This window comes from Pseudomonas sp. (assembly GCF_050739655.1).
Classification (GTDB): Bacteria; Pseudomonadota; Gammaproteobacteria; order Pseudomonadales; family Pseudomonadaceae; genus Aquipseudomonas.
Map to the genome: position 1 here is coordinate 1 of NZ_JBOIBY010000701.1, position 19,297 is coordinate 19,297.

The 19,297-nt window shown below is 56.6% G+C and carries 27 protein-coding genes and 1 tRNA gene; 12 read left to right on the forward strand and 16 right to left on the reverse strand.

All coding sequences use genetic code 11. The annotated features are described in order from the left end of the window. From ACRESJ_RS33100 to ACRESJ_RS33110, 3 genes are all read left to right on the forward strand, one after another. Nucleotides 1-277: anti sigma-E factor RseA C-terminal domain-containing protein (locus ACRESJ_RS33100; RefSeq protein WP_431761639.1), on the forward strand; the 277-nt coding region annotated here is incomplete at its 5' end. 8 nt (nt 278-285) lie between these two features. Then, nucleotides 286-1,245, forward strand: coding sequence for a MucB/RseB C-terminal domain-containing protein (locus tag ACRESJ_RS33105; RefSeq protein WP_431761640.1), 960 nt, complete (start codon nt 286-288; stop codon nt 1,243-1,245). Between the two features lie 178 nt (nt 1,246-1,423). Next, nucleotides 1,424-2,851, forward strand: coding sequence for a DegQ family serine endoprotease (locus ACRESJ_RS33110; RefSeq protein WP_431761641.1), 1,428 nt, complete (start codon nt 1,424-1,426; stop codon nt 2,849-2,851). Nucleotides 2,852-2,911: 60 nt separating this feature from the next. Here the strand turns inward: ACRESJ_RS33110 and ACRESJ_RS33115 are convergent, their stop codons facing one another. Then, complete coding sequence (locus tag ACRESJ_RS33115) at nt 2,912-4,345, reverse strand: M48 family metalloprotease (RefSeq protein WP_431761642.1); 1,434 nt, start codon at nt 4,343-4,345, stop codon at nt 2,912-2,914. 98 nt (nt 4,346-4,443) lie between these two features. Here ACRESJ_RS33115 and ACRESJ_RS33120 point away from each other — a divergent pair, with 98 nt between their 5' ends. Continuing rightward, nucleotides 4,444-4,683 carry a sulfurtransferase TusA family protein gene (locus ACRESJ_RS33120; RefSeq protein ID WP_431761643.1) on the forward strand — a complete coding sequence of 80 codons (240 nt, stop codon included), beginning with the start codon at nt 4,444-4,446 and terminating at the stop codon, nt 4,681-4,683. A gap of 31 nt (nt 4,684-4,714) precedes the next feature. After that, nucleotides 4,715-5,785, forward strand: a complete 1,071-nt coding sequence (locus ACRESJ_RS33125; protein ID WP_431761644.1) for an AI-2E family transporter — start codon at nt 4,715-4,717, stop codon at nt 5,783-5,785. Between the two features lie 89 nt (nt 5,786-5,874). Here ACRESJ_RS33125 and ACRESJ_RS33130 read toward each other — a convergent pair whose 3' ends face one another. Both ACRESJ_RS33130 and ACRESJ_RS33135 read right to left on the reverse strand, forming a co-directional pair. After that, nucleotides 5,875-6,348, reverse strand: a complete 474-nt coding sequence (locus ACRESJ_RS33130; RefSeq protein WP_008034924.1) for a peroxiredoxin — start codon at nt 6,346-6,348, stop codon at nt 5,875-5,877. A gap of 10 nt (nt 6,349-6,358) precedes the next feature. Then, nucleotides 6,359-6,919: a glycine cleavage system protein R gene (locus ACRESJ_RS33135; RefSeq protein WP_431761645.1), complete on the reverse strand. Its 561-nt coding sequence runs from the start codon at nt 6,917-6,919 to the stop codon at nt 6,359-6,361. A gap of 328 nt (nt 6,920-7,247) precedes the next feature. Between ACRESJ_RS33135 and dapA the strand changes: the two genes are divergently transcribed. The 6 genes from dapA (at nt 7,248) to ACRESJ_RS33165 (ending at nt 11,725) form a co-directional block, all read left to right on the forward strand. After that, a complete protein-coding gene (dapA, locus tag ACRESJ_RS33140) occupies nt 7,248-8,126 on the forward strand; it encodes a 4-hydroxy-tetrahydrodipicolinate synthase (protein ID WP_431761646.1) in 879 nt (292 codons plus the stop codon). Between the two features lie 17 nt (nt 8,127-8,143). After that, nucleotides 8,144-9,259 (forward strand): outer membrane protein assembly factor BamC, encoded by a 1,116-nt coding sequence (bamC, locus tag ACRESJ_RS33145; protein ID WP_431761647.1) that lies wholly within the window; start codon nt 8,144-8,146, stop codon nt 9,257-9,259. Between the two features lie 4 nt (nt 9,260-9,263). Then, nucleotides 9,264-10,022 (forward strand): MBL fold metallo-hydrolase, encoded by a 759-nt coding sequence (locus tag ACRESJ_RS33150; RefSeq protein WP_431761648.1) that lies wholly within the window; start codon nt 9,264-9,266, stop codon nt 10,020-10,022. 28 nt (nt 10,023-10,050) lie between these two features. After that, on the forward strand, nt 10,051-10,764 hold the full coding sequence (purC, locus tag ACRESJ_RS33155; RefSeq protein WP_060541247.1) for a phosphoribosylaminoimidazolesuccinocarboxamide synthase: 714 nt from the start codon (nt 10,051-10,053) through the stop codon (nt 10,762-10,764). Nucleotides 10,765-10,848: 84 nt separating this feature from the next. After that, a tRNA-Ser gene (locus tag ACRESJ_RS33160) sits at nt 10,849-10,938 on the forward strand. A 91-nt stretch (nt 10,939-11,029) separates the two neighbouring features. Continuing rightward, nucleotides 11,030-11,725, forward strand: coding sequence for a hypothetical protein (locus ACRESJ_RS33165; protein WP_431761649.1), 696 nt, complete (start codon nt 11,030-11,032; stop codon nt 11,723-11,725). 90 nt (nt 11,726-11,815) lie between these two features. Here the strand turns inward: ACRESJ_RS33165 and ACRESJ_RS33170 are convergent, their stop codons facing one another. The 13 genes from ACRESJ_RS33170 to ACRESJ_RS33230 form a co-directional block, all read right to left on the reverse strand. Next, on the reverse strand, nt 11,816-12,442 hold the full coding sequence (locus ACRESJ_RS33170) for a hypothetical protein (RefSeq protein WP_431761650.1): 627 nt from the start codon (nt 12,440-12,442) through the stop codon (nt 11,816-11,818). A gap of 113 nt (nt 12,443-12,555) precedes the next feature. Next, nucleotides 12,556-13,782: an Arm DNA-binding domain-containing protein gene (locus ACRESJ_RS33175; RefSeq protein WP_431761651.1), complete on the reverse strand. Its 1,227-nt coding sequence runs from the start codon at nt 13,780-13,782 to the stop codon at nt 12,556-12,558. Further along, on the reverse strand, nt 13,779-13,994 hold the full coding sequence (gene xisR, locus ACRESJ_RS33180; protein ID WP_431761652.1) for an excisionase family protein: 216 nt from the start codon (nt 13,992-13,994) through the stop codon (nt 13,779-13,781). Before xisR ends, ACRESJ_RS33175 begins: the two co-directional genes overlap by 4 nt. 166 nt (nt 13,995-14,160) lie before the next feature. Beyond that, the gene (locus ACRESJ_RS33185; protein ID WP_431761653.1) at nt 14,161-14,706 is read right to left on the reverse strand and encodes a phosphohydrolase; all 546 of its coding nucleotides are present in this window, start codon (nt 14,704-14,706) and stop codon (nt 14,161-14,163) included. Then, nucleotides 14,703-15,218 (reverse strand): hypothetical protein, encoded by a 516-nt coding sequence (locus tag ACRESJ_RS33190; protein ID WP_431761654.1) that lies wholly within the window; start codon nt 15,216-15,218, stop codon nt 14,703-14,705. The genes ACRESJ_RS33185 and ACRESJ_RS33190 overlap by 4 nt, the downstream gene beginning before the upstream one ends. 74 nt (nt 15,219-15,292) lie before the next feature. Further along, on the reverse strand, nt 15,293-16,105 hold the full coding sequence (locus ACRESJ_RS33195) for a DUF2303 family protein (RefSeq protein ID WP_431761655.1): 813 nt from the start codon (nt 16,103-16,105) through the stop codon (nt 15,293-15,295). A 43-nt stretch (nt 16,106-16,148) separates the two neighbouring features. Further along, nucleotides 16,149-16,499 (reverse strand): hypothetical protein, encoded by a 351-nt coding sequence (locus ACRESJ_RS33200; RefSeq protein WP_431761656.1) that lies wholly within the window; start codon nt 16,497-16,499, stop codon nt 16,149-16,151. A 59-nt stretch (nt 16,500-16,558) separates the two neighbouring features. Next, on the reverse strand, nt 16,559-16,801 hold the full coding sequence (locus ACRESJ_RS33205) for a pyocin activator PrtN family protein (RefSeq protein WP_431761657.1): 243 nt from the start codon (nt 16,799-16,801) through the stop codon (nt 16,559-16,561). Next, nucleotides 16,798-17,181 carry a hypothetical protein gene (locus tag ACRESJ_RS33210; RefSeq protein WP_431761658.1) on the reverse strand — a complete coding sequence of 128 codons (384 nt, stop codon included), beginning with the start codon at nt 17,179-17,181 and terminating at the stop codon, nt 16,798-16,800. Before ACRESJ_RS33210 ends, ACRESJ_RS33205 begins: the two co-directional genes overlap by 4 nt. Continuing rightward, the gene (locus tag ACRESJ_RS33215) at nt 17,178-17,453 is read right to left on the reverse strand and encodes a hypothetical protein (protein ID WP_431761659.1); all 276 of its coding nucleotides are present in this window, start codon (nt 17,451-17,453) and stop codon (nt 17,178-17,180) included. Before ACRESJ_RS33215 ends, ACRESJ_RS33210 begins: the two co-directional genes overlap by 4 nt. A gap of 10 nt (nt 17,454-17,463) precedes the next feature. Beyond that, nucleotides 17,464-17,841 carry a hypothetical protein gene (locus ACRESJ_RS33220; protein ID WP_431761660.1) on the reverse strand — a complete coding sequence of 126 codons (378 nt, stop codon included), beginning with the start codon at nt 17,839-17,841 and terminating at the stop codon, nt 17,464-17,466. Then, nucleotides 17,838-18,044, reverse strand: coding sequence for a hypothetical protein (locus tag ACRESJ_RS33225; RefSeq protein WP_431761661.1), 207 nt, complete (start codon nt 18,042-18,044; stop codon nt 17,838-17,840). The genes ACRESJ_RS33220 and ACRESJ_RS33225 overlap by 4 nt, the downstream gene beginning before the upstream one ends. Before the next feature lie 136 nt (nt 18,045-18,180). Next, nucleotides 18,181-18,930 carry a LexA family transcriptional regulator gene (locus tag ACRESJ_RS33230; protein ID WP_431761662.1) on the reverse strand — a complete coding sequence of 250 codons (750 nt, stop codon included), beginning with the start codon at nt 18,928-18,930 and terminating at the stop codon, nt 18,181-18,183. 99 nt (nt 18,931-19,029) lie between these two features. Between ACRESJ_RS33230 and ACRESJ_RS33235 the strand changes: the two genes are divergently transcribed. Continuing rightward, complete coding sequence (locus tag ACRESJ_RS33235) at nt 19,030-19,257, forward strand: YdaS family helix-turn-helix protein (RefSeq protein WP_431761663.1); 228 nt, start codon at nt 19,030-19,032, stop codon at nt 19,255-19,257. The last annotated feature ends 40 nt before the right edge of the window (nt 19,258-19,297 follow it).

Here is a 19,297-nt window from a genome sequence, read left to right on the forward strand (position 1 = left end):
GTACAACCAGGATGAGATCGCCGGTGTCGAACTGGCCCAGCAATCCAGTCAGCCCGCATTGGCCGTTCCTCAAGTAAAAGGCCCTGCTGTTCTGGCAGGCTACAATGAGAGTTCGGAAGCTACAGGCCCAATGGCCAATGGCGTTTTGCAAGGTCAGCCAGGCTGGCACGATCAGCGTCTGCCGGGTTACTTGCGCCAACATGCACAACAAGCTGCACTGAAAGGGACTGAGAGCGCTCTGCCTTACGCTCGTGCGGCAAGTCTGGAAAACCGTTAAGGAGGATCATGCGCGCCATACCTCTACTTTCGCTTCTGCTTGGTGGCTGGTTTGTCGTGCCAGCCCACGCCGATGAGGCTCAGGACTGGTTGACACGTCTTGGTCAGGCCGAGCAACAGCAAAGCTTTCAAGGTACCTTCGTCTACGAGCGTAACGGTAGTTTTTCTACCCATAACATCTGGCACCGTGTCCAGGATGGCAAGGTCCGCGAGCGATTGCTCCAGCTCGACGGATCCGCTCAGGAGGTGGTGCGCGTCGATGGCCGTACTCAATGTGTCAGCGGCAGCTTGATAGCAGGGCTTGGTGATTCTTCCAGTTCCGCCGCTCGTGCACTCGATCCACAAAAACTCAAGAACTGGTACGACCTTGCTGTCATTGGCAAGTCGCGTGTCGCCGGGCGTCCGGCAGTGATCGTTTCACTCACGCCTCGTGACCAGCATCGCTACGGGTTTGAACTGCATCTGGACAAGGAAACCGGTCTGCCGTTGAAATCGTTGCTGTTGAGTGACAAAGGGCAGTTGCTTGAGCGATTCCAGTTCACCCGGTTGGACACTGCGGACGTTCCGTCCGAAAGCGATCTGCAGCCGGGCAACGATTGCAAAACGGTCAGCCTCGAAAATGACAAGCCTTCGGCGACCAAAGTCGCCCAGGTCTGGCATTCGGACTGGTTGCCGCCAGGATTCGAACTGACCAGCAGTTCGGCTCGTAAGGATCCCGAGACCAAAACCCAGGTCAGTAGCCTGATGTATGACGATGGTTTGGCGCGTTTTTCGGTGTTCCTTGAGCCTTTGGGTGGCGAAACAGGTCTCGATGTCCGCACTCAGTTGGGGCCAACGGTTGCTGTCTCCCGGCGACTGACCACCCCGCAAGGTGAAATGATGGTGACAGTTGTGGGTGAGATTCCGATTGGCACTGCTGAACGGATCGCCTTGTCCATGCGCACCGACGCCGCTGCAACCAAGCAGTGAGCCGAAATCGAAATGTTTCGTGAGCATTTCAGTTTGCAAATCCCCCTAGAATTTTTTATAGGTCAGAGCCCCTCGGCTCTGGCCTTGTTTGTTGTTCCCGGAACAAAAATACCGGCGTATCTTTCCCGGTGTTCCTTGATCCATATCGCTTAACCATGCTCGTCGTAACGGGAGCCGTATGTCGATACCACGTTTGAAGACTTATCTTTCCATTTTTGCCACCGTACTGGTGCTGGGCCAGTCAGTTGCTGCGCAAGCAGTCGAATTGCCTGACTTCACGCAACTGGTTGAGCAGGCCTCGCCTGCGGTAGTGAACATCAGTACCACTCAGAAACTGCCGGATCGCAAAGTGAACCAGCAGATGCCTGACCTCGAAGGCTTGCCCCCCATGCTGCGTGAGTTCTTCGAGCGAGGCATGCCGCCACAGCCGCGTTCGCCTCGCGGTGATCGCCAGCGTGAAGCCCAATCCCTGGGTTCGGGTTTCATCATCTCGTCTGACGGCTACATCCTGACAAACAATCACGTAATCGCGGACGCTGATGAGATTCTGGTGCGTCTTTCCGATCGCAGTGAAATGAAAGCCAAGCTGGTTGGTACAGATACGCGTTCCGACGTGGCGCTGCTGAAAATCGAAGGCAAGGATCTGCCGGTGCTGAAGTTGGGCAAATCCCAGGATCTGAAGGCCGGCCAATGGGTTGTGGCAATCGGTTCGCCATTCGGATTTGACCATACGGTGACCCAGGGTATCGTCAGTGCCGTCGGTCGCAGTCTGCCGAACGAAAACTATGTGCCGTTCATTCAGACCGACGTGCCGATCAACCCGGGTAACTCCGGTGGTCCATTGTTCAACCTCAATGGTGAAGTGGTCGGGATCAACTCGCAGATCTACACCCGTTCCGGTGGTTTCATGGGCGTGTCGTTCGCGATTCCTATCGATGTGGCCATGGATGTTTCCAATCAGCTCAAAAGCGGTGGCAAAGTCAGCCGTGGCTGGTTGGGTGTAGTCATTCAGGAAGTGAACAAGGACCTGGCTGAGTCGTTTGGTCTGGAAAAGCCCGCCGGTGCGCTGGTCGCCCAGATCCAGGATGACGGTCCCGCCGCCAAGGGTGGTTTGCAGGTTGGCGACGTGATCCTGAGCATGAACGGTCAACCGATCGTCATGTCTGCCGATCTGCCACATCTCGTGGGTGCTCTGAAAGCTGACTCCAAAGCCAATCTGGAAGTGATTCGTGAGGGCAAGCGCAAGAACATCGAGCTGACGGTCGGCGCTATTCCTGACGAAGACAAAGAGCTTGATGCCTTGCCGAAATCGGGCGCGGAGAGCAGTAGCAACCGCCTGGGTGTTTCGGTCGTCGAGTTGGCCGCCGAGCAGAAGAAAGCCTACGACCTCAAGGGTGGTGTGGTGATCAAGGAAGTGCAGGACGGTCCTGCTGCGATGATCGGCTTGCAACCGGGTGATGTCATTACTCACCTGAACAATCAGGCCATCGAATCCACCAAGCAGTTCACTGACATCGCCAAAGCGCTGCCGAAGAATCGCTCGGTATCGATGCGGGTTCTGCGCCAGGGTCGAGCCAGCTTCATCACGTTCAAGCTGGCTGAGTAAATCGTTGGTCGGCTAAATAAAAAACGCCTCGAAAGAGGCGTTTTTCATGTCGCAAACAAGTTACCCCATCATGTCCTTGATCATGCGTTCCTGCTCCATCAGCTCTCGCTGGCGGGCGTCGATTCGGGACGTTAGCGGGAAGTTGCTGCCGGCCTTGCGCTTGGCGAAATCCAATTGCTGGATCGCCTGACGATAGTCGCCGACCAATGCGAAGTATTCGGCTCGTGCCTGATGCAGGCCGATAATGTTGCCGGACAACCCACGGGTCTCTGCCACTTGATACCACACGTCCGGATCGTCCGGTCTGGACTTGAGCAGACCTTCCAGCGCCTTCTCCGCATCGGGGGCACGGTTCTGTTTGAGCAGCAGGTCGACACGCACCTGATTCAACGGATAGTTGCCGGGATACTGAGTCAGCATCCGGTCAACCCGAGACTGCGCATCCGCCAGACGGTTGTTGGTAGTGTCCAGATCGATTTGAGCGAGGTTGTAGATGATCTCGTTCGGTGCCTTTGCCAGCAGCTGCTTGAGGTTTTCCCGTGCTTCGTTCAGTTGGCCGCCCTTGATCTGGGCGATGGCCAGGCCGTAGCGCGCGACATCGTTTTTCGGGTTTTCCTCCAGCTGTGCCCGGAAGCGCTTGGCGCCCAATCCCGGCGTCTCCTCATAGATCAATTGCACCCGGGCGCGAATCAGTTGATAGCGCAGGGTGTCTTCTATGCCGCCTTGGGGAGCCTGTTCGGCGCGGTTTCGAGTGTCGGCGATCCGCGATTCGGTCACCGGGTGAGTCAGCAGGAATTCAGGTGGCTTGGCATCGAAACGGTACTGACGCCCCAGTCGTTCGAACATGGTGGGCATCGAGCGCGGATCGTAGCCGGCCTTTTGCAGATTCAGGATGCCGATGCGGTCGGCTTCCTGTTCGTTCTGGCGAGAGAAGCGCCGTTGTTCCTGAATCGCTGCCGCTTGCGTACCGGCAATCGCAGCGATACCCGCATCACCGCCACCGGCGGCGGCAACCAGGATGCCGGCCAATAGCGCGGCCATCATTGGCACCTGCATGCGCTGTTGGGCTTCGACCCCGCGGGCAAAGTGGCGCTGGGACAAGTGAGCCAATTCGTGCGCCAGTACCGAGGCGTATTCGCCTTCGGTCTGAGCATTGAGGAACAGGCCGCCATTGACCCCGACAATCCCGCCCGGTGCCGCAAAGGCGTTGAGCTGCGGGCTGTTGATAAGGATGAATTCAAGGCGCCGGTCATTGACCTGGCTGGTCTCCACCAGTCGATAAACGCTGGATTCGACATAGTCCTTGAGTTGCGGGTCGTTAAGTTGAGACACCTGGCCGCGTAGCAGCGCCAGCCAGGCGCGACCCAGCTGGTATTCCTGCTGCGGCGAGACGATGGCAGAACTGGCGTCGCCGAGTGACGGCAGGTCGTCGGCGAAGCCCGGTGAGGCGAGCAGGCAAGCGAGCGTCAGCAGGGTAGGGCGCAAAAAAGTCATGCACAATGCCTTAGTCGACAAAGAGCTTACTGTAGCCGGACACCAGCCTTGCGACCAGATATTCTAGGCAACTCGACTACGTGACCCGGAGTGATGCAATGATCGATGCTGTAGCCCATGACGTTGAACTGGACGCCAGCGGCCTGAATTGTCCGCTGCCGTTGCTTAAGGCCAAGATGGAACTCAATCGTATGGCCAGTGGTTCAGTGCTCAAGGTGATCGCCACCGATGCTGGCTCGCAGCGCGACTTTCGCACCTTTGCCCGATTGGCGGGTCATACGCTGCTTCGTGAAGACGATGAGGCGGGCGTGTACCGCTACTGGTTGAAAAAGGCCTGAAACACGCGGCGTTTGTTCTTAAGGATTATTGATGTTCAAAGTGTTACGCGACTGGATTCAGCGCTACTTCTCCGATGAGGAAGCCGTGGTTTTGGCCGTCCTCCTCTTTCTGGCATTCACCGTCGTCCTGACGCTGGGAGGCATGCTTGCACCCGTGTTGGCCGGGATGGTGCTGGCGTACCTGATGCAGGGGCTCGTGCTGAGCCTGGAACGCCTGCGCGTCCCTGGCGCAGTGGCGGTGGGACTGGTTTTTGCGCTGTTCATGGGCGTGTTGCTGGTGTTCATCGTGGTCGTGGTGCCGCTTCTTTGGCATCAATTGATCACCTTGTTCAATGAGTTGCCAGGCATGCTCGCCAAGTGGCAATCACTGTTGCTACTGCTGCCGGAGCGTTATCCGCATCTGGTGTCCGACGAGCAGGTGCTACGGGCCATAGAAGTGGCGCGGGGCGAGATCGGCAAATTCGGCCAGTGGGCGCTGACGTTTTCGCTGTCGAGCCTGCCGCTGTTGGTCAACATCATGATCTATCTGGTGCTGGTACCGATTCTGGTGTTCTTCTTTCTCAAGGACCGGGCAATGATCGGTCAGTGGGTGCGCGGTTATCTGCCACGTGAGCGAGCGCTGATCACCCGTGTCGCCCATGACATGAATCGGCAGATCGCCAATTACATTCGCGGCAAGGTCATCGAGATTTTCATTTGCGGTGGTGTGACCTACATCGCCTTTGTTGTCCTGGAGCTCAATTACGCAGCGCTGCTGGCATTGCTGGTGGGGATTTCGGTGGTGGTGCCTTACGTCGGTGCCGTGGTGGTGACCGTACCAGTGTTGCTGATTGCGCTGTTCCAATGGGGTTGGAGTGATCAGTTCATCTATCTGATGGCGGTGTACGGGATCATCCAGACCCTGGACGGTAACGTGCTGGTACCGCTGTTGTTCTCTGAGGCCGTTAACCTGCATCCGGTGGCGATCATCTGCGCGGTATTGTTGTTCGGCGGGTTGTGGGGGTTCTGGGGAGTGTTCTTTGCGATTCCCCTGGCGACGCTGTTCAAGGCTGTGCTGGATGCGTGGCCGCGCAAGGAGCCGATGGTGGCGCCGCTGCTTTAGATTGTGCGCGGCACAAAAAAGATCGCAGCCTTCGGCAGCTCCTTCTCAATCCAATGCAGGAGCTGCCGAAGGCTGCGATCTTTTAGATATCAGGCCTTATTGAGAGCCTGGGCGGCAGCCAATACCGCATCCACATGCCCCGGCACCTTCACGCCACGCCATTCCTGGCGCAGCACACCATTCTTGTCGATCAGGAACGTGCTGCGATCCACGCCCATGTATTCCTTGCCGTAAAGCTTCTTCAGCTTGATCACATCGAACAGCTGGCAAAGCGCTTCTTCCTTGTCGCTGATCAGCTCGAAAGTGAACGCTTGCTTGGCCTTGAAGTTTTCGTGGGACTTGAGGCTGTCACGAGAAACGCCGAACACTTCGGTGTTGGCGGCCTTGAAAGCGTCCAGTTGATCGCGAAAGCCCTGGCCCTGGGTCGTGCAACCCGGCGTGCTGTCCTTCGGATAGAAGTAGATCACCACCTGTTTGCCTTTGAGGCTCGCGAGGCTGACGGTCTGCCCGCTGGTGGCGGGTGCTTCGAAGTCGGCAACTGGTTGGTCGATGGCAACGGCCATGAAAGCTTCCTTACATTGGGTTTTGTGGGCGCCACGGTTCGATCAGGGCATCCAGGTTCAGCGCATCGGCGAAGTCCAGGAACTGATCGCGCAGCCAACTGATCTGCACACCGGCCGGCAAGGTCACGGTAAACGTGGCATTGAGCATGGTGCCGCCAGTTTGCGGTGCCTGATACGTGTCGCAGGTCAGGTTTTCCAGCTCGACGTTGTGGTCCATGAAGAACTGGCACAGTTCGTTGATGATGTCCGAGCGGTAAGCCGAGCTGACATAGGCCACATAAGGCAGGGCTTGGGGGCGATTTTCCAGGGCTGCACTGCGCACTACGTTGACAGTGAATGAATGCCGTTTGGCCAGCACTGGCAGGCTGCCTTCCAGGCGCGCCAGGGCGTCCCAGCTGCCGGAGACTTCGAGGATCAGCGCGCTGCATTCGCCATGACGGGTCAGGCGGGAGGTGACTACGGCGCAGCGATTTTCATGGCTGGCACGGCACAGGACGTTAGTCAGCTCCATGGGGTTGGCGCCGAGGGCACTGATGACAAGGAATTGTTCGCGAACTGTGGGGGTGGACATGCAGCATTCCTAAAGCGATGAGCGGTCGGTACTTCTGTCGGCTTGTTTTCCCGGGATTGAGCGCGCGAATGCCAATTCAGAAAGCCCCAGGCACGGGTTGCAACATGCTCCGGTGCAGCAGGAGCGAGGGCTGGCAACGCTGGGATGGGGCTTGTGATGTCGAAATTGGAGGCTCAAACCCGATGTACGAGCTTGTCAGTATCGATCAAAGTCTGAAGGGTAGCGAAAAGCGACGCCAAGGGGAATGGCGGCAGCGCAGTACTTCGCTTGTGCAAGCATCTTGGCGCCAGTACCATTACGGCTCTCTTTTTCCGGCAGGAGCGGTTGCATGATTGCGGGCAGTATGGTGGCACTGGTCACACCCATGGATGCACAAGGTAATCTCGACTGGGATAGCCTGAGCAAACTGGTGGACTTTCACCTGCAAAACGGCACCCACGCCATTGTGGCGGTCGGCACTACAGGTGAGTCGGCCACCCTTGATGTGAACGAACACATCGAAGTGATTCGTCGCGTAGTAAAACAGGTCAATGGTCGCATTCCGGTGATCGCCGGTACTGGCGCCAACTCGACTCGCGAAGCCATCGAGTTGACCACCAACGCGAAGAACGCCGGCGCCGATGCCTGCCTGCTGGTGACTCCGTACTACAACAAGCCGACCCAGGAAGGCTTGTACCAGCACTTCAAGGCCATCGCCGAAGCCGTCGACATCCCGCAGATCCTCTACAACGTACCTGGTCGTACCGCGTGCGACATGCAGGCCGAGACCGTAATCCGTCTGTCGACCGTCAAAAACATCATCGGCATCAAGGAAGCCACCGGCGACCTGTCGCGTGCCAAGGCGATCATCGACGGTGTCAGCAGCAACTTCCTGGTGATCTCCGGCGACGACGCCACCGCGGTCGAGCTGATCCTGCTGGGCGGCAAGGGCAATATTTCGGTGACCGCCAACGTTGCGCCACGCCAAATGTCCGACCTGTGCATCGCTGCCCTCAATGGCGAGGCCGAGAAGGCGCGCGCCATTCACGAAAAGCTGATGCCGCTCAACAAAACCCTGTTTATCGAATCCAACCCTATTCCCGTGAAATGGGCGCTGCATGAAATGGGCCTGATGCCGGACGGTATCCGTCTGCCGCTCACCTGGCTCAGCGCCGATTGTCACGAACCGCTGCGTCAGGCCATGCGCCTGTCCGGCGTCCTGGCTTAATTGAGGAAGTACTACGCATGAAGCGAATGGCCGGACTTTCCGCACTTGCCTTGATCATCTCCAGCACCAGTGGCTGTGGATGGATCTGGGGCCCGGAAGGTTATTTCCGTGACCGTGGTAGTGATTACCTGGAAGCGCAACAGACTGCACCGATGCAACTGCCACCTGACGTCAGCACCGCCAAACGTCTCGATCCATTGCTGCCGATCCCGCGCAACGTCGCCGATGACACGGCCAGGGGCGAGTACGTTGTTCCTCGTCCACAGCCGTTGTCGGCCGCTGCCGATGCCAGTGCCTACTCCCTGCAGAAGAGCGGCGATACGCGCTCGATCCTGGCGCAAAACCCTCCAGCCGAAGTCTGGCCTGTGGCCGTGCAGTTCTTCCAGGACAACGGTTTCCGCCTGGACGAACAACGTCCGCAAACCGGTGAGTTCACCACCACGTGGCAGCGTTCCGACGAGTTGTCCGCCGCCGTGGCCAAGCGCTTGAGCGCAGCCGGTGTCAGCACCGACAGCGAAACTCGCGTGCGTGTGCGCATCGAGCCGGGCGTGCAGCGCAATACCAGTGAAGTCTATGTGGTCAGCGCCGAGCGCCCTGCCGGCAGCACTGCCGACGTCGACTTCACCAACCGTTCGGTCAACACTGGCCTGGACGCGGCTCTGGTAGACGACATGCTGGCGAGCATGAGCCGCATTTCGGAGAAGGGCGGTTCGGTCTCCATGCTGGCTTCTCGTGATTTCGATGCTCCAAGCCGTATCAGCCTGAGTGAAGACGGCAGCGGCAACCCTGTGCTGAACGTCGGTAGCGATCTGGATCGTGCCTGGTCGAGCGTCGGTCGTGCGCTGGAGCAGGGCGAATGGCGCGTTGAAGACATCAACCGCAGCCTGGGCCTGTACTACATCAACCTGGCCGAAAAAGCCGAGAAGAAAGACGACAAGCCAGGCTTCTTCAGCAGCCTGTTCGGCAGCTCGCCGAACAAGGAAGAAGTTGAAGCCCGTGCCGAGCGCTATCAGGTTCGCCTGAGCAAGGTTGGCGACAGCGTCCAGGTCACCGTCGAGAAAAACATCAACACCGTGGCGCCTGCTGATGTAGCGCGCAAAGTGTTGAGCGTTATTCAGGACAATCTGGGCTGATCACATGCGTTTTGCCGTTCTCGGCAGCGGTAGCCAAGGGAACGGCACGCTGATAGCCAGCGCTGATACGTACGTGCTGGTGGATTGTGGTTTCTCCCTTCGGGAAACCGAAAAACGCCTGCTGCGCCTGGGTGTGAACCCGGCGCAGTTGAGCGCGATACTCGTGACCCACGAACATGCCGACCACGTGCATGGCGTGGGTTTGCTGTCTCGGCGCTACAATCTGCCTGTCTACCTCAGTCGCGGAACCTTGCGCGGGATGCGCAAACCCATTGAACCCGCAGGCTTTCTGGCCGGCGGCGAGCAACTGCAAGTCGGTAACTTGAGCATTGGTGTCATTGCCGTGGCCCACGATGCACAGGAACCGACGCAATACGTTTTCAGTGACGGTGAACGGCGTTTCGGCCTGTTGACCGACCTGGGTTCGTATTGCAACAGGGTGCTGGACGGCTACCGGGACCTCGATGCGTTGATGATCGAGTCCAATCACTGCCGTGACATGCTGGCTCGCGGTCACTACCCGTATTTTCTCAAGCAGCGGGTAGGGGGTGAACTGGGACATTTGAACAACCATCAGGCGGCATTCCTGGTGGCCGAGTTGGGTTGGCAAGGCCTGCAACACCTGGTCCTGGCCCATCTGAGCAGTAAGAACAACCTGCCGCAGCTGGCCCGGCAATGTTTTGTCGACACCCTCGGGTGCGACCCGGACTGGCTGCAATTGGCCGATCAAGATTCAGGGCTCGACTGGCGATATATCGCCTAGCCCATCTACTTAGCAAGCGGAGCCCATCATGGAAAAACGTGAAGAACTCTACCGCGGCAAAGCCAAGTCGGTTTACAAGACCGACGACGCTGACCGCCTGATCCTGCTGTTTCGCAACGACACTTCGGCGTTCGACGGCAAGCGCATCGAGCAACTCGACCGTAAAGGCATGGTGAACAACAAGTTCAACGCCTTTATCATGCAGAAACTCGAAGCTGCCGGCGTGCCGACCCAGTTCGACAAACTGCTGGGCGACAACGAGTGCCTGGTGAAGAAGCTGGACATGATCCCGGTTGAATGCGTTGTGCGTAACTACGCAGCCGGCAGCCTGGTCAAGCGTCTGGGCGTTGAAGAGGGCATGAAGCTCAACCCTTACACCTTCGAGCTGTTCCTGAAGGACGACGCCAAGGGCGACCCGTTCATCAACGAATCCCACGTCGTGGCATTCGGTTGGGGCACCGCCGAGCAGCTGGTTCGCATGAAAGAACTGTCGCTCAAGGTCAACGAAATCCTGAGCAAACTGTTCGATGACGCCGGCCTGCTGCTGGTCGACTTCAAACTTGAATTCGGCGTGTTCAGCGACGGTTCCATCGTGCTGGGCGACGAGTTCAGCCCGGATGGCTGCCGCCTGTGGGACAAGGACACCAAGAAGAAGATGGACAAAGACCGCTTCCGTCAGGGCCTCGGTGATGTGATCGAAGCCTACGAAGAAGTCGCCAATCGTCTGGGTGTACCGCTTTAATCGACGCAAGCATCTGATAGCACGGAAAAAATTTGCTTTAGGGGGTTCGCTTCCGGCAAAAGTGTTGTTATGATGCGCGCCGTTGGAGAGATGCCAGAGTGGCCGAATGGGACGGATTCGAAATCCGTTGTACCTTCACCGGTACCTAGGGTTCGAATCCCTATCTCTCCGCCATTATTGAATAAGACTAAGCCCCTGTAATCGTTGAAGATTACAGGGGCTTTTTCGTTTCTGAGGTTTATTTTAGGGCATTTTTAGGGCATAAATGGCGGCTTCCAATGTGCCATCAATGCCGGGCGGACGTGCTGAGCTACTAACCCATCTCCTTTCAATCATTCATAAGGATTTGATGATGCGATCCCTGCAATTTGCTCTCACCTCTATGCTCATTCTTTCTACAGCCACTGCAAGCCACGCTGCTGCACCTGCGGAAGGAGCTGCGGGTGTAATTCGCTCGGCTGAATTCTTGACGTACAAGCAGTTACTAGCTCAGGGCGCAGAGCCTATGAAGTATTCCGAGAACTGTTGCTCTCTCCTGTACAGTCCTGGGACTCCAAAAAGTGAATACCATTTCAATTTGCAAGATGCTTACTTTGTTCGCGTGACAGTCGACGCCGTGAAATTCGCTCCCATCCTTTTTAGGATGTCGTGCCAGAAGCGCGGTTTGTTCAATCCGACGACTGAGTGCTCTCAAGAAGAGTTGAAGGATAAAGTCGACGGGGCTCTCAGGGTCAATTATTCGCCTTCCCTGTATGGCAAGTACCGAGCGCAGTGGGTGGCGAAACATGACGGGCAAATGCTACCAGAGACCACCAAGTGGATCGGCCAGGATATCTATAGCTTCAAGCGTGAGAATGGGATGGACGAACTCGTGATCGGCCCGATAAAAGGTCTTCCTACGTCTATCGGGCTTATGGGCTTCGACGAGCTGGCTGTAACACCGGTTGATACGGTTAAGTGATTGCAACTCTGCCCCGGTGTCCGCTCAGCCAACTTAGTGGTCTGAGACCTTATTCTGAGGAAATCAAAATTGGCTAAGCGATTTAGGTCATTAGGCCTTTTTCTGAATCAGATCCAGCAATTTTTGGCCGTCAGGCATCCCTGACATTGTGCGTAGCAAAACAACGTTTCTCTCCAGAGCCTTCTTGATCTCTGCCGCAGTGAGAGGCTTGTCGAGCAATTTGAAATCCTGCAGATCTTGGTAATGACACTCTTCGAGAAGGCCATGGTGAGTGGCTTTGAGTGTCTCGCCCGTTCCTTTCCCGAATGCAACGATCCCTTTGCCGTTTTCGTATAAAAACACTATGTCACCGGCTTTGATTCGGTTGATGTTGCGCTTCCACGGGTCGTAAAAAGCCGCTGCTCTTTTGTCATTCAGCATCATCTCGTGGTCTTCGATGCTGTGACGTTTATTTGTGTTCAACACATGAAAATTTGCCGGCAGAGGAGCTTCGAGTTCTTCTCTAGCCACTACCACATCATCCAGTTTAAGTGTCTGCTTTGCGATTTCTGCTCCTTTCTCAAGCAGCTTTAGCATGACCTCTTGCCTAGAGATATCAATGTGGTCTGCAAGTCCTTCGATAAAAGCGTACAGCTCTTTAGGCATTCTTACGGTTGCCGAAGCCATTTCGCTCTTGGCCTTGGCGGAGTTTTCGATTAGCGAAACAATGTCGTTCATGAGGCATCTCCTGTTTTGATGGGTGAAGCATCACACGAAACACCGAAAGAAACAACTGGCGATGTTTAAAATAAAAATCGTCTTAGGCGAGTATCTGAAGCAAGGCTTCAGCGTTACGCACCACCGCCATTTCGGAAGCCAAGCATTTTCGAAACGATACCCGCCATGCTCTTGGTGTCTTTCGGTATCCACCTTCCGTAATGTTTTCTCACCATTGTCGTATCAGCATGGCCGAGCTGCCGGGCTACCCATTCAACGGGTACATAGCTCGACAGCATCTGGCTGGCAAAGGTATGGCGGCACTGATTAGCTCCTCTATGGCGGACCTCCGCTTTTTTCAAATGGGCAGTGAACCAGTTGCTCAATGTCTTACCGCTCCAGAGGAGACCACTGGTCGAGCTGTGAAAAAGAAATCTGACTTTCATTTTCTTTGAAGTGATGTTGTCGCGCTGAATCACCGTGATATCAACAGCAGGTGTTTCTTTTGCAGCGGCGACAATCTCCCGCATCAGTTCCAGGGCTGGGTCTATCAGCTCGATGGTTCGCACCCTGGAGCGCTCTTTGGGGACTTTGAACTCACCAACGACCAGCGCACGTCGGACATGCACTAAGCCGGCGTCAAGGTCGACATCTTCAGTGGCAAGTGCGATGAGTTCGGATAAGGACAGCCCTGCCCAGCAGTTGAACTCGATCATCCTGGCATCAGGCCGCCGGACGGGATCCGCTTTGCCGATTAACTCGATCTCGGTGCGGCTGAATGGGTCGGCGTGCTCTAAGTCGACGTCCGATCCGACGTTGGTGATCCTGTCGAGCGGGTTGGCTTTCAGGATGCCATCGCCGAAGGCATCGGCCCAAACCCCACGTACGACGGTAAAGATGTCGTTCACTGTCTTTGGGGCCAGCCCATGCTTGAGCAATTGCGCCTGAAACAACTCGATGTCGCTTTTACTGATGTCGACTATTCGACGTTTACCGAACTTGTTGTCGACGTGCCCAGCCTTGCTCACGTAGTTGACCACCGTGCTCGATGCTTTGAGCGCGCGCTGAACTTCCAACCATCGATCAATGCCTTCCTTCACGGTGCGTTTGAGTGAAGGCCCGCCGGTACCGGTAAACATGGCGGCCCTGGGTGAGTTGGGGAAGTGGGCCGCATAGTCAAAGCGGCCCTCTTTGATCTCTGCGAGGATGGTGCGGCGCTTGTTGTCGGCATAAGCGATCGCGGACTTGTTTACTTTCGAGATCCCTTCCAGTGGCTCCCGGCACCGTTGGCCGTTGAAAATGAACCAGATCCGTAGATGCTTACCGTTCATCTCAACGCCGGTCGGCATCTTGTCGATCATGGTTTCCCTTCCATCCAGCGTTCGATTGCTGCACGGTTGTAGACGATCACGTTGGCCGGGTCATAACGCCAGTGCTTGCCCTCAAGCCAGAGCCCACGGGTGCGGTATTTGCGAACGGCTTCGGTGCTAAGGCCGAACACTGGGAAAAGCAGGTTTTGACGGAACCAAGCGCCGGGTGTGATTTGAAAGTCGAGTTTCTCAGCTGCACTCATTGTGTTTGCTCCCCTGTGCGCCGCGCGATGCCTTCGGCCTGGCGCTGCTTGCTGCATTTGTGGTGGTTGCCGTGGGCCCGCGACTTATTGCATTTGTCGCAGATAGTGACTAGATCGAGTGGCGGCATTTGCCCACGCCGGATTCGGACCGTTCGGCGAAGCGCTGTCATGAGCTCATCCTCTGCCGGTGATCCCTCTGCATCAGTTCCATCAGGCGGCTGAAGAACCGCATGCTGGCCACTTCGGCTGGTAGAGGGGTAATCCGGTCGGGCATTGCTGGAATGCCCCTCAGGCACTCCCATTTGTCCGGGTGCAGTGGCATCAAATCGCGGCGTTCGGTGGCCAGGGTCACAATGTCGGCACGTTTGACGCTTTCTGGCAGAACCGGATCGATATCGAAGCGTTCGCAGATGGCATACCAAACGCGCTGTTCGATCTTGCGATACTCGGGTACCAAGGCCTTGAGTGGGCTGGTCATATCGCCCAGATAAGCTTCGGTGGCGTCGTGTATGAGGGCGGGTAGCTGATCCTTTCTTGGTACCAGCTCGCACACTAGTAAGCTGTGCTGAGCAACACTGTAATGGGTGTGCGTGTGGCCGTTAAAACGGCATAGCCGAGCCAGCGAGTGGGCGATATCGCGGGGGCTGATCATGGCTGCGGTAGGGTTCAAAAAATCGAACTGGAGACCGCTGTGGGTGAGTATCCAGTTCATACCTGCACCTCTACCGGTGCAGGTGCCTGTGGAAGGGCACGCTCATTCATCTGCTCTGCACGATGGATCAATTGAATAACTGTCGCGGCAGTTTTTTGAAGCTGGTTTTGCTGGCTGGCAGCTCTGTTCCGGACGTGGTCTGTACCTGGGAAGGCTTGCCACGTTTCCTGGGCTAAGCGCAGGGTGTCGGCGGCCGAAATGAGTGTTCTATGGTCGATGTGCGTGAAAGGACAGCGGAGATGGATCATCTTTTTGCACATGTCCGCATAGTGTTGCCTGCTTTGTAGCAAGGCGGCTTCGTGCAGATCCTGATCACGTTCACGCGAATGTCTCAGGCCGTTGAGGTCAAGCTCCAGGCAGCGTATGCGTGTTGCGTGTTGGTCATCGAGCGTGCGCAAGCCTTCTGCTAGGCCGCGGTTATAGGCACGTTTGAAGGCCTTCAAGAAATAGAGCGTCGTTGCTGTCCATCCCGCGAGCAGGCCAAGCAGTGCGATATAAATTTCTGTTGTCATGTGCTGTGTTCCCCATTAGAGCCCGCCGCCGGGATTCTTGGTGAGAGGCCGGCGCCGGGCTGTTGTAGTTGTGATTAGCCCAGGTTGAAGCTGCCGATGGTCAGCTTCGCGGCGCCGCCAACTTCTTGTTGAACGACCTCTTTGAACTCTTGGGCGAGGTCTTCGCGCAGTTGTTCTTCGCCGATCCAGCGCAGGACGAGCAGGGGCTTTTCACCGCCGGTGAGCACCGCAACGCGAAGTCGGATGATCTGGACCTTCAGTCCCTCGTAAGGCTCGACGGTAAACAGGAATTCAGCCGGGAGGCCCTCCGAGGACTTGGCCTCGATCTGGTCCATCGCCGAACGGGATGAACTCAGGTCGCCGACGATGTGTTCGCTCTTGCGTGCTTGCTCGATGCTGATGGAACGGATTGCGCTTGCCGCTCTGCGCAAGTCGATGTGGGTGTCATCTGCTGCAAGGGCCTGGAGGTTCGACGACCAGTCTTCAATCCAATCGCTCAGTTCTTTCTGCGCGAATTTGATGGAGGCAGCACGCTCCAGCGCCCGGAATGCAGCGGTCTTTCTCAGGTTGAGGGTGGCGGTGAAGTCGCCATGCCCTGGAGCTTTGGTGTCGCCCAAGTTGAAGATCACGGTGCAGGACATGGCCTCTGCGTCGACAAAGCCAGAAGCGGTGACATCGCTGAACTGCTCCATCACGTAGTTGCCGAAGTCCAGCAACGAGTGAGTGGTGAGCGCACCACGGAAGCGGCTGCGTGCGGCTTGAAACTTCTCGATGCTGTGGACCTTTTGGTCAGACGGAAGTACCAACGCAGGCGTGAACGTGCCCAGTGGTTTGGCATACGCCAGAACGGCGGTGTCTTGAATCAGCTGAATTGCTTTGGCTTCCATTGGATTGATTTCCTTTTGGTGAGAAGCATGGAGTGAGGTTAAGTTAGGACCTGGCGTGAACCGGTGCGTCGTCGCGGTTGAACAACTGGCCAGCGCGGGGTGCCTCGGCAAACAACGTCAGGCGGCCGCCTTCGTTGACGTGCATCGGCGTGTCGAGCGTTGTGTCTTCGCTGCGGCTGCCGCGCTTCGTTGGCACCTTGTAGGCGAGCTTGTGGTTGACGGTGACCTGGTGGCTGTCGGCGATCTGCTTTAGGGTGAATGTCAGCGTGACGGAGCCGACCTTGCCGTTATCAACAACGCCTGATGCCACTTCGGAAAGGGCGTGACCGATCTGGTTTGCGAATACGCCTGCGTTGAGTTCGCCGATGAATTCGGCTGTGTCTGTAGGTTTCATGTGCTGTGCCTCGTTGAGTGCGAGTTGTTTGCCCCTGTTCGGCAGGGGCTACCGTTGAGTCAAGCTGCTGCCTTCGTCGCTTGAGCGTCGAGGTAGTCAGCCAGGTTGTGCAGGTACACCACCGGCTTTGCTCGGGCCGAACAGTGCAGGCGCGTCACGACCAGCGCGATGCGTCCCGCCTTGATCTCGGCTAGCAGGTATCGGTCGGTGCGGATGTGTGCGAAGTACTGCTCGCGCACTGCCGACAAGGTCGGGCAGGGTGTGGCGAACTGTTTGCGTAGTTGATTGAGGGTGTCGCTCACGCGGCATCCTCCCCGAACCCCTCCGATGGGGGCACCAACTTGAGGCGGATCAATTCGGCCAGGCCTTCTTTGCTCTTGCCTATGCCGGCGGCGCAGATGTGGCCAGCTGCGTCAGCGACTACGGCGCCGAAGGGATATTCAGGTGAGTTTGTTGGGGTGACGTAGGCGGTTTGGCCTTCGTGAATCACGTTGTTGACGCAGCGGAACACTTCGGCCAGTTCGGTGCTGAGCGCCGGCATACTTTCCAGCAGCTGGATTGCTTCGTTTGAGGCACCCAAGATGGTGGCTCGGCTGATCACGCCCGGGCACGTCAGGTAGATTGGAATCAGCTTCAAGGCGCCGAGCGCTTGGGTGTAGGCGTTGAGTTGATTAGTTTTCATGCGGCGGCGTCCTTGTTAGTGATGGTGATTCCCAGCTTCTTTGCCAGCCAATCAACTCCGGCTTCCTTCACCATCACCACGGTGTAATGACGGCATTTGTTGAGTGACGGAATCAGGGTGCTGCGTGGGTCCGAATAGAGGTAGCCGCGGTCGCGGTGCTGACTTGCAAGGTCACCGCTGCTGTTCAAGATGCTCAGCTCCCGCAACCTTGTGCGGAAGGCGCGGGGCTTGAGGCCGAGCACTGCGGCCGTTTCGTCCAGGGTGCGGTTCATGGCGCTGTCCTCAGGCTACGAGCAGTTTGCGAATGCCATTAATCAACGCTTCCGACTCATCCAGCATTTGGTTCATCTGGCCGGCCAGGTGCACGAGTTCCGGGTTTGGGGCTGATGGCTGCGCAGACTCAATGCGCCCATTGGCGATGTCTTGAATGAACTCCCTGAGGTGCAGGTGGTTGGCCCGATCCGAACGTTTGAGGGTCAGCTGTCCGGAGTGATTGCCGAAGTCGACGCTGATGACCGCGTGGTGGTCGGTCAGCTCGACTTCATAGCGCGCATGGATGGTTTGCTCAGGCCGCTGGAGGGGGCACACGGCAGCGCCGCCCACCTGAAGGAGGTGGTGTAAAACTTCTTGTTGGGCGAGAGGGATCAGGTAGTCGTTCATGCTGCGTCACCACCGAATGGCCAGGTGCAGTCGCTGGAAGCGGCGACGTCCATAGGTTTGATGGCGGCGGTGCGGCCTTTAGGGGTGGTGATGACCAGAAGCCCGGTGCGTTGTTGGATTGCTTCAACGGCGGCTCGGCTGCTGCATGCTGAAGGATGCAGGTAGACCGGGCAGCGTGTGTTGCTGTGCTGTGTGGTTTGCATATCTCGTTCTCTTTGGTGAGAGGCTTACGAGATAAAAATTAGCAATAGCTAATTCAATATGCAATAGCAGATGCTAAATTAGTTTTCGTCGAGCGAAAAAAACCCGCTCAGTGGCGGGTTCTCGGACAGCTCGGAGTTACAACAACACGGAATACCAGAAGACCTTGCCGATGACGATGATCTCGTTTTTGACTAGTTCCATGGCGCTGTACTCTTCGTCTGGATGCTCTTCGCGATTGTAACTTCGCATTCTCAAGCCGCCACCAGGCATCCGGTACAGCGTTTTCACGCGCAGCTGACCCCCGTGATTCAGAGCGTACATTTTCCCGTCTGTGATACTTGTACAGCCCTGATCAACCCCCACCGTGCTTCCGTGTGGCAAGACCGGCTCCATGCTGTTACCACTCACTGTTACGCACACTGCTTCATTTGGCTGAACGTTCTGGCGTCTCAGCGTCATTTTTCCGAATCGAAGCTTTTGTTTGTGCGACTGGTGAACTGCGGTCCGCCCGCTTCCCGCAGATAGTTCTACTTCCTTAAGAAACGGCACATAGACCTCGTCGTCATCCAATGGGGTGTCGTCGTCCCACACATCAATGGGGCCCAGATACTGGGCATTGCTTTCGATGGTCTGGCCGTCTGCAGGGGTCAATGGTGTCGCCGTCGTTGCGTCGCGCAACGGGGCAAACGGAACTCTGAGGGTGCCCTCAGGAAGTCCGATCTTAGCTTCCAGATTCGCCGCTGCTTTTTCGCCCAATGACCTATGCCCATTCAGCAATTGCGAAAGGTATGAGGCGTCGAGGTTGTATTGGTCGGCGAACTCTTTCTGGGTTTTTTCACCCATCAAGTCCCGCAGAGCTTGAAGTCGCATTTTTTTGATATCCATTCACCAATGATCGCTTTCCGTTAGCAAACAGTAAATTACGGTTTGCTATTGCTCAAAGCATTAGCAATTGCTAATCTCGGCATTCAGAAGGAGGTGCTTATGACCTTGCACGAGTATTTGAAAAGTCTTGATAAGGCAGCTTTGGAGGCGTTTGCGGCTCGTTGCAGTACGTCTGTGGGCCAGTTGAAACAGGTTGCTTACGGAAATCGCAGAGCGGGGGCGGCTCTTGCAGTCGGCATTGAACGGGAATCGGCGGGTTCAGTTATTTGTGAGCAGCTTCGTGCTGACATTGACTGGGCTTATCTCCGCGGTTCCAAGGCTGCTTAAAGGTGCCGAGCTGGGACCTCTCACCAAAGAATCCCCCAGC